Here is a 12,467-nt window from a genome sequence, read left to right as displayed (position 1 = left end):
GGCTTCGGAGCGTGGCGCAGCCTGGTAGCGCACCTGTTTTGGGTACAGGGGGTCGTGAGTTCGAATCTCGCCGCTCCGACCAGCCGGAATTTCCCCCCTGACATACATCTGACATACATCTTGTGGTGGTCTGGCAAGGCCAAACCCCCAAATGCTGCAAGCGCACCCTATGGCTTTGGCACAACAGATGCGCCTTTGCCTTATCCTTCGGCAATTGCTTAACAATCCGTTAACGGAGGTGGGCAAGTTCGTGCAAAGTCTCAAGCGCAGCCGTTAACCCTGCCGGATCTTTCGCATTTCCCGAACCGCGCATTTACCCCCAGCTGTGCAGGAATCGCGGCCTGGTCTGCGTGGGGAAAGTTCAAGGAAATTTTTTGCCTGAAGGGCGAGATTTTCACGTTGACCCTCTGGGCCGGATTACGCCAGTTTGTGTGCACCGCACAGCAAGCCCACCATATGTAGTGGGCAGCGGGACGGAACAGGGACAAGCCACCCTCCAGACGTTTCAGCGAGGTTCAGTCAATGAACCCCAGGGCGCGCGCCTCTTCGAAAGGCGCGCAGGATGGCTGCGTGCCGGTTCCGGCGTCAGGACAGAGACAGGATTTAGGTGGGACATGAAAATCGAGCGCGCATTTACCAAGTCGGGACAGGACGCCTACGCGGAGCTGTCGTTTGTCACGACGTCGTCGGAGATCCGCAATCCCGACGGCACGATCGTCTTCAAACTGGATAACGTCGAGGTCCCGCAAAGCTGGAGCCAGGTCGCCAGCGACGTGATCGCGCAAAAGTATTTCCGCAAGGCGGGCGTGCCGGTGGCGCTGAAAAAGGTCAAGGAAAAGGGCGTGCCCGAATTCCTGTGGCGCTCGGTCCCGGCCAGCGACGACACCGAGACCACGGGCGAGACCTCGGCCAAGCAGGTCTTTGACCGGCTCGCGGGCGCCTGGACCTACTGGGGCTGGAAGGGCGGCTATTTCACCACCGAAGCCGACGCGCAGGCGTATTTCGACGAGATGCGCCATATGCTCGCCACCCAGCGCGCCGCGCCCAATTCGCCGCAATGGTTCAACACCGGCCTGCACTGGGCCTACGGGATCGACGGCCCGTCGCAAGGCCACCACTACGTCGACTACAAGACCGGCAAGCTCACCAAGTCCAAAAGCGCCTACGAGCACCCGCAGCCGCACGCCTGCTTCATCCAGTCCGTCTCGGATGACCTGGTGAACGAAGGCGGCATCATGGACCTCTGGGTGCGTGAGGCACGGCTCTTCAAATACGGCTCTGGCACCGGCACCAACTTCTCGAGCTTGCGCGCCGCGAACGAGCCTTTGTCCGGCGGCGGCAAATCCTCCGGCCTCATGGGCTTTCTCAAGATTGGCGACCGCGCGGCGGGCGCGATCAAGTCGGGCGGCACCACGCGCCGCGCGGCCAAGATGGTGATCTGCGACGCCGACCACCCGGACATCGAAGAATTCGTGAACTGGAAAGTGCGCGAGGAGCAAAAGGTCGCCTCGATCGTCGCCGGCTCCAAGATGCACGAGGAAAAGCTCAACGGCATCTTTGCCGCGATCCGCGCCTGGGATGGCGATGAGGCCGACGCGACAGACACGAGCAAAAACAGCACGTTGAAGGCCGCAGTTAAAGCCGCCAAAAAGAATGCGATCCCCGAGACCTACATCAAGCGCGTGCTCGACTACGCGCGGCAGGGATACTCGAGCATCGAATTCCCGACCTACGACACGGACTGGGACAGCGAAGCTTACGCCTCGGTCTCTGGCCAGAACTCGAACAACTCCGTCCGGGTCACCGACGCCTTCCTCAAGGCGGTCGAAACGGATGGCGACTGGGAGCTGATCCGCCGCACCGACGGCTCGGTCGCGCGCACCGTCAAGGCGCGCAAGCTGTGGGAAGACATCGGTCACGCCGCCTGGGCCTGCGCCGACCCCGGCATCCAGTACCACGACACAGTCAACGCCTGGCACACCTGCCCCGTAGACGGGCAGATCCGCGGCTCGAACCCGTGCTCGGAGTACATGTTCCTCGACGACACGGCGTGTAACTTGGCCTCGATGAACCTCCTGACCTTCCTCAAGGACGGGAAGTTTCAGGCCGAGGACTACATGCACGCGACGCGCCTTTGGACGCTGACGCTCGAGATCTCTGTGATGATGGCGCAGTTTCCGTCGAAAGAGATCGCACAGCTGTCGTATGACTTCCGCACGCTGGGTCTGGGCTACGCCAACATCGGTGGCCTTCTGATGAACATGGGCTTCAGCTACGATTCGGATGAGGGCAGGGCGCTGTGCGGCGCGCTGACGGCGCTGATGACGGGCGTCTCCTACGCGACCTCCGCCGAGGTTGCGGGTGAGCTTGGTCCCTTCTCAGGCTACAAGCGCAACCGCGAGCACATGCTGCGGGTCATGCGCAACCACCGCAACGCGGCCTATGGCGCGACCGAGGGCTATGAAGAGCTGGCGGTGAAACCCGTCCCGCTAGACCACGCGAACTGCCCCGACCAGGACCTGATCGCGCTCGCCACCGGCGCCTGGGACGAGGCGCTCAAGCTTGGCGAGAAGAACGGCTACCGCAACGCGCAGGCCACTGTGATCGCGCCCACCGGCACCATCGGCCTCGTGATGGATTGCGACACGACTGGGATCGAGCCGGACTTTGCTTTGGTGAAGTTCAAAAAGCTCGCCGGCGGCGGTTACTTTAAGATCATCAACCGCTCGGTCCCGACCGCGCTCGAAAAGCTCGGCTATTCCTCGGCGCAGATCGAAGAGATCGTCAGCTACGCCGTGGGACACGGCTCCATTGGCAACGCGCCGGGCATCAACCACACCTCGCTGGTGGGGCATGGGTTCGGCAAGGCGGAGCTCGACAAGATCGAGCAAGCGCTCGCCTCGGCCTTTGACATCCGGTTCGTCTTCAACCAGTGGACGCTGGGCGAGGAGTTCTGCACCGGCACGCTCGGCATCCCGGCAGCGCAGCTGAACGATCCGACCTTCGACATGCTCAAGCATCTCGGCTTCTCCCGCCGGGACATCGAGGCGGCGAACGACCACGTCTGCGGGACCATGACCCTCGAAGGCGCGCCGCATCTCAAGGACGAGCACCTGCCGATCTTTGACTGCGCAAACGCCTGCGGGAAGAAGGGCAAGCGGTTCCTGTCGGTCGAGAGCCACATCACGATGATGGCGGCGGCGCAGTCGTTCATCTCGGGGGCGATCTCCAAGACGATCAACATGCCGAACGAGGCGACGATCGAGGATTGCCAGGCGGCCTACGAGCTGAGCCACCGTCTGGGGGTCAAGGCGAACGCACTTTACCGCGACGGCTCCAAACTCTCGCAACCTCTGGCAGCGGCGCTGGTCGAGGATGACGACGAGGCGGCGGAGATCCTCGAAAGCGGCACCCAGACCGAAAAGGCGCAGGTGCTGGCCGAGAAGATCGTCGAGAAGGTGGTGATCAAGGAGGTCATCAACCGCTCCCGGGACAAGATGCCGGAGCGTCGCCGGGGCTATACCCAGAAAGCCATCGTGGGCGGGCATAAAGTCTACCTGCGCACGGGTGAGTACGCGGACGGGCAGCTCGGTGAAATCTTCATCGACATGCACAAGGAAGGCGCCGGCTTCCGCGCGATGATGAACAACTTTGCCATCGCCGTCTCCGTGGGCCTGCAATACGGCGTGCCGCTGGAGGAGTTCGTGGACGCCTTCACCTTCACCCGGTTCGAGCCGGCGGGCATGGTGCAGGGCAACGAGACGATCAAGAACGCGACGTCGATCCTTGACTACATCTTCCGCGAGCTGGCCGTGTCCTACCTCGACCGCACCGATCTGGCGCATGTCAAACCCGATGGCACGCATTTCGACGACCTCGGGCGCGGTGAGGAAGAGGGGAAAGCCAACTTCCGCGAAGTGCCGGGCACCAAAGCGAGCGATCCTTTGGAAGTGCTCAAGCAGGTCGCGTCGTCCGGCTATCTCCGTGGCCGCGCGCCACAAGAGCTGGTCGTGCTGCAAGGCGGGCAGGGGCAGGCGATGGCGGTCGAGCCGCAGACGGGTGATCCGGTTGCGACCCTCCAGACCATCGTGCCGGAAACAGCAACATCGGCTGGCGCGATTGCCACTGCGACGGCAACGAGCATGGACGCGCGCACCAAGGCCAAGATGCAAGGCTACGAGGGCGACCCTTGCGGCGACTGCGGCAACTACACGCTGGTGCGCAACGGCACCTGCATGAAGTGCAACACCTGCGGCGCCACGTCGGGGTGCAGCTGATGCCGGTCGCGCTGGACCAGGTGCAGCTGGAGCTGAGCGCCGCCGAGCGCGCCAGCCTCCGCCGCATCCTCAGCGCGGGCTACGAGGCGGAGGTGCAGCAGTCGCGGCTGCGCGCCTTCCTCGGGCGGTACGTGCATTGCGAGAACAGCCGCATCAACTGGGTGGCACTCGCTGAGGCGGTGTTGAGAAGCAACCAAGGCGAAGCAGTTGTCGTTGGACTTGCGGGGCAGCCATGATGAATTTTAGCGAGGTATTAGACTCGGTACCAAATGTGGAACAGCGGAAATTTCTTCGGGCGTTCAACACGTTTCAAGCTGACGAATGTCGACCTGTTTCAATTAGCGATTTAGCTCAGCAGCTTGGTTTTGAAGTGACACTCGTCGAATTGCCGAGGGACGTAAAAGGCCGTCTAGTATCCCAAGCATTTTCGCAAAATGGCTACGAGATACAAATCAACCGCAATGCGTCGAGAAGGCAGCAGCGCTGGACTGTCGCGCATGAAATGGCGCATTTCTATCTTCACACGGACTACTCTGATCCATTCTCTGAAGACAGTTATCGAGCAGCACCTGGTTTTCACTTCTATCGTACGGATGAGCTGAAAAATGAGCGGCAAGCGAACGAATGGGCTGCGGCACTTTTCTTTGGCGACAACGCACTCCGTAGGGTTTGGACGAAATTAGACCAAGATATCGAAAGTGTCGCAAAGGCGTTTGGTTTGAACGAGGAAGCAATCAGGATCGCCACAAAGAACTGGGGAGTGACACCAAGAGCTAATTTCTGAGATCGCTTGGGGTGTAAGGGGGGAGCGTCCCGATCAGTCCAAGTGCCAGCGGGTCCGGGTTTAGCAGCACCGGACCCGCGACGAGATCAAAGCCCTGTTAGGGGGGCAAAGGGTTTCCGGGTGGGTGCGCTCACCCGGGCGACGTTCAGGCCGCAGGCGAAACTAAACCGAGCGGTGTACCAAATGAGCCTGAACGGCAAAACTTCAGGGGGGCCTTAGGGTCCCCCCTTTTCTTCGACGGCAGTGCCCACCTTACTCTTTGTGCTTTCGTTTTTGAGTGAGGCTTGGGCGGTGGGCAGGATGTGCCAATCACTCACCGCGCAATGTACCGATCCCGCCGATGGTTGAACGCGATCACACCATTCAGCACAGCCGCCCCAAGCAGCGACCAGAGCAAAACCGTGCCAGGCACCAAAAACGCCGCCACCGCAAAGAGCGCCGCGTCGATCCCGAACTGCACATACCCCGCGCGAAAGCCCGTCCGGTCCTGCACCATCAGCCCGATCACGCCGAGCCCGCCTAGGCTGCCGCCGTGGCGAAAAATGATCAAAAGCGCGATCCCGCAGATCACTCCAAAGAGCACCGCGCCCACAGGCATGGTGACCTGAGCCAGCGCCAGATGCAGCGGCAGCCAGTCGACGAGAACGGCCAGCACAGCCACGCAGAGCACCGACTTCAAGGTGAAGACCTTGCCCAGCCGCAGCCAGGTGAAGACATAAAACGGCAGGTTCACCAGAAAGAACGCCCAGCCCCAGCTGAGATCCGTCACCAGTGTCAGGAGCACGGCCAGCCCCGCGGTCTGCCCGGTCATCAGGCCCAGATGTGTCAGGATCGTCACGCCGGTCGCGGCCATCAACAGGCCCACGCCCAGCCCCTGCGCATCGTCGGCCCATGTGTGCCTGACGGTCTCTGGATCGTGTATCGGAACGTTTGCCGGCATTGGGTTCAGCTAGGTGCGGCGCGCCGCGACGTCCAGAACCGGCACATGAAAAAGGGCAGGCGCCGCAGCACCTGCCCAGAAACTTGGCATCGGAGGCCGATTTAGCCCGCCAGCGCCTTGTTCAGGTTCTCGTCGATCTTCTCGAGGAAGCCCATCGTCGTCAGCCATCCCTGATCGGGGCCAACGAGCAGCGCGAGGTCCTTGGTCATGTGACCGCTTTCGACCGTGTCCACGATGACCTTTTCCAGCGTCTCGGCAAAGTTCATCAGGGGCTGGTTGTCGTCGAGCTTGGCGCGGTGCTTCAGACCGCCCGTCCAAGCGTAGATCGACGCGATCGAGTTGGTCGAGGTCTCCTCGCCCTTCTGGTGCTGGCGGTAGTGGCGCGTGACGGTGCCGTGCGCCGCCTCTGCCTCCACGATCTTTCCGTCCGGGGTCATCAGCTGCGAGGTCATCAGGCCCAGCGAGCCAAAGCCCTGCGCGACGGTGTCGGATTGCACGTCGCCGTCGTAGTTCTTGCAGGCCCAGACGTAACCGCCCGACCACTTCATCGCAGAGGCGACCATGTCGTCGATCAAGCGGTGCTCGTAGGTGAGGCCCGCCTCGTCGAAACGGTCCTTAAACTCGGCGTCGAAGATGCGCTGGAAGATCAGCATGAACTGGCCGTCATACTGTTTCATGATGGTGTTCTTGGTGCTGAGGTACACCGGGTAGTTGCGCGCAAGCCCGTAGTTGAAGGACGCCCTGGCAAAGTCCTCGATCGACTTGTCGAGGTTGTACATCGCCATGGTCACACCCGAGGAGGGCGCGTCGAACACCTCGTGCTCGATCGTCTCGCCGTCTTCACCGACGAATTTGATCGTCAGCTTGCCGGCGCCGGGGAACTTAAAATCCGTCGCGCGGTATTGGTCGCCAAAGGCGTGGCGTCCGACGATGATCGGCTGGGTCCAGCCCGGCACCAGACGCGGCACGTTCTTGCAGATGATCGGCTCGCGAAAGATCACGCCGCCCAGGATGTTGCGGATCGTGCCGTTGGGCGAGCGCCACATCTTTTTCAGGCCGAATTCCTCGACCCGCGCCTCGTCGGGTGTGATGGTCGCGCATTTGACGGCGACGCCGACCTCTTTGGTCTTTTCGGCGGCGTCGATGGTGATCTGGTCGTCGGTCGCATCGCGGCTCTCGATGCCGAGGTCGTAATAGAGCAAGTCGACGTCGAGGTAGGGCAGGATCAGCTTGTCCTTGATGAACTGCCAGATGATCCGCGTCATCTCGTCCCCGTCCATCTCGACGATGGGGTCTTCTACCTTGATCTTGCTCATTGCGGGCTCCGTCTGTTTGGCGATTTGGCGGCGTCTTAGCGCACGGCGGGGCGGGAGGAAAGGGGGTGTATACTTCCGTATACCAATTGTCGCAGCGTCTGTTCTGGGACCGTGTGCGGAATCAAGGCGAAGCCGCCGCACCTCGACGCACCGCGGCCCGTCGATGTGCGGCTCAGTCCTTGATCTGCTGCATCAGGGCCAAGGCGGCGGTTGCAAAGAAAAGCGTCCCAATCGCCAGCGTCAGAGGTGTGCCGGTGAAGAGGAGGGCGACGGGTGTGACGAGCACTCCGGCGACGACCGTCGCGATCGAGCCGATCACCGAGGTGGCGATGCCGGCGATATGGCCGAGAGGCTCCATCGCGAGCGCGTTCACGTTGCCGATGGTCAGACCCGCCTGAAAGAAGATCGAGGTCAGCCACACGAAGCAGAGCACAAAGAACGGCGTGCCGGCCAGACCGCCGAGCGTGGCGGCCAAGACAACGGCGGAGAGGGCGACCTGCGCGATCAGCATCAGGGAGATCACGCGGCGCATGCCCATCCGCTCGACGATCATGGCGTTGAGGAAGGAGGCCGAGCCGCCGATGATCGCCATGCCGAAGAACCACCAGGGGAAACTCGCGGCCATGTCGAAGGTCTGATCGAAGATCAGCTGGATCGTCGTGACCCCGGCAAAGATCGTCGCAAAGCAAAAGCACTGCACGAGCGTCGAGATGCGCACGACGGGGATGCGCCACATCTCTTGCAACGCGGCGGAGATCAGCGCCAGGCCCATGGGCCGTCGCCGCTCCCGGGGGAGCGTCTCGGGCAGGCGCGCGAGCGTCCAGAGGCTCGTGGTGAGGCCAAAGACGACAAAGGCGAGAAAGATCGCGCGCCAGTCCGCGAGCCAGATGATGCCTGCCCCGATGAGCGGGGCAACGGCGGGAAAGAGCGTGAAGACGATCATGGCAAAGGAGAGGATCTTGGCCATGCCGCGCCCGGCGTAGAGGTCGCGGATCACCGCGATGGCCACGACGCGTGGGCCGGAGGCGCCAAGCCCTTGCAGGACACGGGCGGCGAGGATGACTTCGAAGCTGTCTGCCAGCCACGCGACGAGCGATCCCAGGATGTAGAGCGCGGCGCCGCCGAGGATCACGGGCTTGCGCCCGACGGCGTCCGAAAGCGGGCCTGTGAAGAGCGTGCCGACGCCCATGCCGACGACAAACGACAGGATGATGAGCGGGGCGTAGTGTTCGAGCCCGTCGCCGATCTCGCGCCCGATGTCCGGCAGGGCCGGCAGCATCGAATCGATGGAAAAGGCGATGGTGGCAAAGGTCATGCCCATGAGGGCGATGAACTCCACGCGGCTCATGCGCATGTCATGCGAATGGCGCGCGGGGGCGGCGTCGGAAGAGGCGTCGGACATGCACCCGGCATGACAGAGCGGTGCGCGGGCGGCAAGCGGAGGATGCGAGGCTCTGCCTCGCGCTCCGGGATATTTTTGGCCAGAAGAAGGAGGGAGGTCGTGCTTTGTCGGCTGGCGTCAGAACTCGTTCTTGGCGGCGAGCTCGTCGATGACCTTGGACCAGAGCTCGGGAGGCTGGGCGCCGGGCACGGCGTGCTGGCCGTTCACGATGAAGCAGGGCACGCCGGTCACGCCCATCTTGCGCCCTTCGGCGTCGCGGGCGGCGATGTCGGCTCGGTCGGTGTCCGAGGCCAGCAGTTTCAGGATCACGGCGGCGTCCATGCCGACACTGTCGGCGGTGTCGGCCAGTACTTCGGCGTCGCCGATGTCGCGGCCTTCCTCGAAATAGGCGCGGAAGAGGGCGGCGACGACTTCGCCCTGTTTGCCCTCGAGGCCGGACCAGTGGATCAGTCGGTGGGCGTCCATCGTGTTCGGGGTGCGCGTGATGCCTTCGAGGTTGAGGCTGAGGCCGGCGGCCTCTGCCGCCTCGGCGATCTGGCCGTAGACCTGGACGGCCTTGTCCTTGCCGCCGAACTTGGTCTCGAGATACGTGCGCCGGTCCATGCCTTCCGAGGGCATGTCGGGGTTGAGCTGAAACGGGTGCCATTGGATTTCGAACACCGGTTGCTGCGCGTCGGCGAGCGCGGTGTCGAGATGCGTTTTGCCGATGTAGCACCAGGGGCAGATCGGGTCGCTCAGGATGTCGAGGCGCACGAGGGGAGGCGTCATGGGGAGCTTTCGAATTGGGCGCGCAGGGCACGGCGGAGGAGCTTGTTGTTGGCGCCGCGTGGCAGCTCGGGGACGTGGTGCCAGGCGCGGGGCTGCTTGTAGCGCGCGAGCTGGGTGGCGGCAAATGCCGTGAGCTCGGCGTCGCCGATGGGGGCGGATGCCGTGTAGGCGAGCGCGATGATGCTGGTCTCGCGCGAGAGGCGCTGTTCGATGGCGGCGCAGTCGGTGATCGCGGGATGGGTGGTCAACACGCCTTCGATTTCGAGCGGGGAGACGCGGAAGCCGCCGGCGTTGATCATGTCGTCGCTGCGCCCGAGGTAGCGGATTTGTCCGTCCGCGCGCATGGTGCCGCGGTCGCCGGTCAGGAACCAGTCGCCGTCGAACCGCGCGGCGGTTGCCTCCGGGTCGCCGTCGTAGCCGAGCATCAGACCGGGGTCGCTGCGGTGTACGGCGATTTCGCCTTGGGCGCCTTGGGGGACCGGCGCGCCGTCCTCGACAATTGCGACGTGGCGGCCGGATTGCGGACTGCCGAGCATGTCTTTGTCTGCAGGGCGGTGCGGCGCGCCGGAGATGAAGGTGGAGCATTCGCTCATCCCGAACGCCTCGTGTACCTCGGTGCCGGTGGCGGCGCGCCAGCGGGTGCGGAGGGTCTCGGGCAGTTTTTCTCCGGCGCTGAGGGCGTGCCGCAGATGCGGGAGGTCAGTCTTGATGTGATGCTTGAGGAGTTTGCGATAAACGCCTGGCGCCGCTGCAAATACGCTGGCTTGCGAGGCTCTGAGGAGGTGGGGAACATCGGCCATGTCCACGCCGGGGGCGAGGATGAGGGCGGTGGCGCCGAGGCTCCACGGGTCCATCAGGCCGGTGCCGAGGGTGTAGGTCCAGTTGAACGCGCCGGCGTGACAGAGGCGGTCTTCGGCGGTTAGAGCGTACCAGTCGCGGATCATCATCTGTCGCGCGAGGATGGCGCGGTGGGCGTGCAGGACGGCGCGGGGACGGTGGGACGTGCCAGAGGTGAAGACGATGTAGGCCGGGCGGTTGGGGTCCCCGAGCACAGGCGCAAACGGGGCGTCTGTTGTCCGGGCGATGTCGTCGAAGGTCAGTGTCGGCAAATCGGGCGCGGCGGCGAGGGACGGGTCCTGCAGGGCGAGCTTGGGGTGGGTGATGTCGGCGGCGGCGCTTACTTCGCGCGGGGTCAGCTGCGATGAGGTGACGATCGGGACGAGGTCCGCGGCGATGGCGCCGAGGTAGCCGACGGGGAAATCGACGGAGTTGCCGAGGCGCAGAAGGACGCGGTCTCCGGGCGTTAGCCCGCGTGCGGTCAGCGCAGAGGCCGTTCGCGCCACCATGGTGCGGAGGTTGTCATAGGTCCAGCTGCGGGGTGCGGGGCCGCCAAGCTCCTCAAGCGCGGTCTTTCCGGGCGCGCCTGCGGCCAGCACGTGGGCTGCGAGGTTAAACGCCACGGGCGCCTGTGGCGGCGTACCGGTATCGAAGAGCGACAACATCGCGCCGGGGTAGGCGGCGACGGGCGCCATTGCAAGCGCGATGCGCCTTTTCTATACCAGTTTCAGCGACATGCGCGCGGCGCGGAGGGACAGACGCCATGACCGACAGCCAGCCCGAAATCATTCGGATCGCGCGTAGCGCCAAGACCGGCAACGATCCACATCCCGAGCCGTTGGACCTCGGCGTGCGGGTGCGACAGCTGCGCAAGGATCGCAGCTGGACGCTGGAGCAGGCGGCGCAGGCGGCGGGGTTGGCGCGCTCGACGCTTTCGAAGATCGAGAACGGGAACATGTCGCCCACCTACGACGCGCTCAAGAAGCTGGCCGACGGGCTCGATATCTCGATCCCGCAGCTCTTTACCGCGCCGCAGGACGAGCGCATCACCGGGCGGCGGATGATCACCCGCAAGGGGGAGGGTGTGCTGTATCCGACGGCGACTTATGAGCACGACCTCCTCGCCGAGGGGCTGACGCAGAAGAAGATGCTGCCCTATCACACCCGCGTGCGCGCCCGCGATCCGGCGGAGTTCGATGGCTGGGTGCGGCACGACGGGGAGGAGTTCTTGTTCGTCCTCACGGGGGTGGTACGGCTTTATACCGAGTTTTACGAACCGGTGGACCTGCGCCGGGGCGACAGCGCCTATTACGACGCGGCCATGGGTCATAACCTCGTGTCGGTCAGCGACGATGACGCGACCGTGCTGTGGGTGACGTCGCTCAACTGAGGTCAGGCGGTCGCCGCGATCCGGTCCAGCGTGGCCTTGAGCTCGGGGGTGTCAAAGGCCTCAAAGGGCTGCGCGAGGAGTTCGCGCGCGCGCAACTTGAGCTTGTCGTAGGTGGCGTTGAACGTGGCCTCCCACTCGGAGGCGTCGGCGGCGGCCGGGTCCTCAACACCCCAATGCGCGCAGACAGGCGCGCCCGGCCAAATCGGCGGGGCCTCGGCTGCGGCGGTGTCACAGACGGTGATGACCATGTCCATCGTGGGTGCCTCAGGCGCGGCAAACACGTCCCAGCTTTTGGACGCGGCATGTGCGGTGTCGATGCCCTTGGCCGCAAGCAGTTTGAGCGACTGGGGATGGACCTGGCCTGCGGGCTGTGAGCCGGCGGAATAGGCGGTCACGCGGCCCTTGCCGTGGGTGTTGAAAATCGATTCCAGCAAGATGGAGCGCGCGGAATTGCTGGAACAGAGGACAAGAACGTTCATCCTTGCTCGGGTAGAGCAGGGACGTAAAATTTTTATGACACGGCGCCTCGGGGGCGTACGGCGGGTTAAACTGCGCTAGAACCAGGTGGAGACGCGGTCGGCGCCAGCCGAAAGGTCCTGTCCGATCCCGTTGATCGTCGCGCAGCCGGCCAAGGCCAGGCTCATCGCCAGTATCAGTACGAGGGGTTTCATCATGTGCCTCAATGCTCGGTACCGCTCTTGGGTGGCGGCATCTCTCCAAATAAGAACCCGCCGCACCGGGGTGCAACGGGTC

At 63.7% G+C, this 12,467-nt stretch carries 11 protein-coding genes and 1 tRNA gene; 5 read left to right on the top strand and 7 right to left on the bottom strand.

Annotated features, from left to right (window positions below; genetic code table 11):
• Window positions 1-5: 5 nt before the first annotated feature.
• The 4 genes from ACU0B3_RS03480 (at window position 6) to ACU0B3_RS03465 (ending at window position 5,061) form a co-directional block, all read left to right on the top strand.
• Window positions 6-82 (top strand) — tRNA-Pro (locus ACU0B3_RS03480).
• Window positions 83-614: 532 nt separating this feature from the next.
• Window positions 615-4,277 (top strand): vitamin B12-dependent ribonucleotide reductase, encoded by a 3,663-nt coding sequence (locus tag ACU0B3_RS03475; protein ID WP_446259415.1) that lies wholly within the window; start codon window positions 615-617, stop codon window positions 4,275-4,277.
• Window positions 4,277-4,513, top strand: coding sequence for a hypothetical protein (locus tag ACU0B3_RS03470; RefSeq protein ID WP_446259414.1), 237 nt, complete (start codon window positions 4,277-4,279; stop codon window positions 4,511-4,513). Before ACU0B3_RS03475 ends, ACU0B3_RS03470 begins: the two co-directional genes overlap by 1 nt.
• On the top strand, window positions 4,510-5,061 hold the full coding sequence (locus tag ACU0B3_RS03465; RefSeq protein ID WP_446259413.1) for an ImmA/IrrE family metallo-endopeptidase: 552 nt from the start codon (window positions 4,510-4,512) through the stop codon (window positions 5,059-5,061). The genes ACU0B3_RS03470 and ACU0B3_RS03465 overlap by 4 nt, the downstream gene beginning before the upstream one ends.
• A 313-nt stretch (window positions 5,062-5,374) precedes the next feature.
• Here ACU0B3_RS03465 and ACU0B3_RS03460 read toward each other — a convergent pair whose 3' ends face one another.
• From ACU0B3_RS03460 to ACU0B3_RS03440, 5 genes are all read right to left on the bottom strand, one after another.
• Window positions 5,375-6,001, bottom strand: coding sequence for a YitT family protein (locus ACU0B3_RS03460; protein WP_446259412.1), 627 nt, complete (start codon window positions 5,999-6,001; stop codon window positions 5,375-5,377).
• A gap of 101 nt (window positions 6,002-6,102) precedes the next feature.
• Window positions 6,103-7,317 carry an NADP-dependent isocitrate dehydrogenase gene (locus ACU0B3_RS03455; protein WP_446259411.1) on the bottom strand — a complete coding sequence of 405 codons (1,215 nt, stop codon included), beginning with the start codon at window positions 7,315-7,317 and terminating at the stop codon, window positions 6,103-6,105.
• 172 nt (window positions 7,318-7,489) lie between these two features.
• Window positions 7,490-8,719: a multidrug effflux MFS transporter gene (locus tag ACU0B3_RS03450; protein ID WP_446259410.1), complete on the bottom strand. Its 1,230-nt coding sequence runs from the start codon at window positions 8,717-8,719 to the stop codon at window positions 7,490-7,492.
• A 117-nt stretch (window positions 8,720-8,836) separates the two neighbouring features.
• Window positions 8,837-9,487 (bottom strand): DsbA family oxidoreductase, encoded by a 651-nt coding sequence (locus tag ACU0B3_RS03445; protein WP_446259409.1) that lies wholly within the window; start codon window positions 9,485-9,487, stop codon window positions 8,837-8,839.
• On the bottom strand, window positions 9,484-10,989 hold the full coding sequence (locus tag ACU0B3_RS03440; protein ID WP_446259573.1) for a class I adenylate-forming enzyme family protein: 1,506 nt from the start codon (window positions 10,987-10,989) through the stop codon (window positions 9,484-9,486). The genes ACU0B3_RS03445 and ACU0B3_RS03440 overlap by 4 nt, the downstream gene beginning before the upstream one ends.
• 98 nt (window positions 10,990-11,087) lie before the next feature.
• Between ACU0B3_RS03440 and ACU0B3_RS03435 the strand changes: the two genes are divergently transcribed.
• Window positions 11,088-11,714 (top strand): helix-turn-helix domain-containing protein, encoded by a 627-nt coding sequence (locus ACU0B3_RS03435; protein WP_446259408.1) that lies wholly within the window; start codon window positions 11,088-11,090, stop codon window positions 11,712-11,714.
• 2 nt (window positions 11,715-11,716) lie between these two features.
• On the opposite strand, the gene ACU0B3_RS03430 is transcribed toward ACU0B3_RS03435, so the two are convergent.
• Window positions 11,717-12,193 (bottom strand): arsenate reductase ArsC, encoded by a 477-nt coding sequence (locus tag ACU0B3_RS03430; protein WP_446259407.1) that lies wholly within the window; start codon window positions 12,191-12,193, stop codon window positions 11,717-11,719.
• A 75-nt stretch (window positions 12,194-12,268) separates the two neighbouring features.
• Complete coding sequence (locus ACU0B3_RS03425) at window positions 12,269-12,385, bottom strand: entericidin EcnA/B family protein (RefSeq protein WP_446259406.1); 117 nt, start codon at window positions 12,383-12,385, stop codon at window positions 12,269-12,271.
• Window positions 12,386-12,467: the final 82 nt, after the last annotated feature.

The organism is Pseudaestuariivita sp. (assembly GCF_052825805.1).
The sequence above is the reverse complement of the archived record's forward strand: the minus strand, read 5'-3'. Positions and strand labels throughout refer to the sequence as shown.

What these genes read in the sequence shown, in the direction of transcription:
- ACU0B3_RS03435 (WP_446259408.1), top strand. Translation starts at nt 11,088, where the DNA reads ATGACCGACAGCCAGCCCGAAATCATTCGGATCGCGCGTAGCGCCAAG.
- ACU0B3_RS03470 (WP_446259414.1), top strand. Translation starts at nt 4,277, where the DNA reads ATGCCGGTCGCGCTGGACCAGGTGCAGCTGGAGCTGAGCGCCGCCGAG.
- ACU0B3_RS03450 (WP_446259410.1), bottom strand. Translation starts at nt 8,719, where the DNA reads ATGTCCGACGCCTCTTCCGACGCCGCCCCCGCGCGCCATTCGCATGAC.
- ACU0B3_RS03455 (WP_446259411.1), bottom strand. Translation starts at nt 7,317, where the DNA reads ATGAGCAAGATCAAGGTAGAAGACCCCATCGTCGAGATGGACGGGGAC.
- ACU0B3_RS03465 (WP_446259413.1), top strand. Translation starts at nt 4,510, where the DNA reads ATGATGAATTTTAGCGAGGTATTAGACTCGGTACCAAATGTGGAACAG.
- ACU0B3_RS03425 (WP_446259406.1), bottom strand. Translation starts at nt 12,385, where the DNA reads ATGAAACCCCTCGTACTGATACTGGCGATGAGCCTGGCCTTGGCCGGC.
- ACU0B3_RS03475 (WP_446259415.1), top strand. Translation starts at nt 615, where the DNA reads ATGAAAATCGAGCGCGCATTTACCAAGTCGGGACAGGACGCCTACGCG.
- ACU0B3_RS03430 (WP_446259407.1), bottom strand. Translation starts at nt 12,193, where the DNA reads ATGAACGTTCTTGTCCTCTGTTCCAGCAATTCCGCGCGCTCCATCTTG.
- ACU0B3_RS03445 (WP_446259409.1), bottom strand. Translation starts at nt 9,487, where the DNA reads ATGACGCCTCCCCTCGTGCGCCTCGACATCCTGAGCGACCCGATCTGC.
- ACU0B3_RS03460 (WP_446259412.1), bottom strand. Translation starts at nt 6,001, where the DNA reads ATGCCGGCAAACGTTCCGATACACGATCCAGAGACCGTCAGGCACACA.
- ACU0B3_RS03440 (WP_446259573.1), bottom strand. Translation starts at nt 10,989, where the DNA reads ATGTTGTCGCTCTTCGATACCGGTACGCCGCCACAGGCGCCCGTGGCG.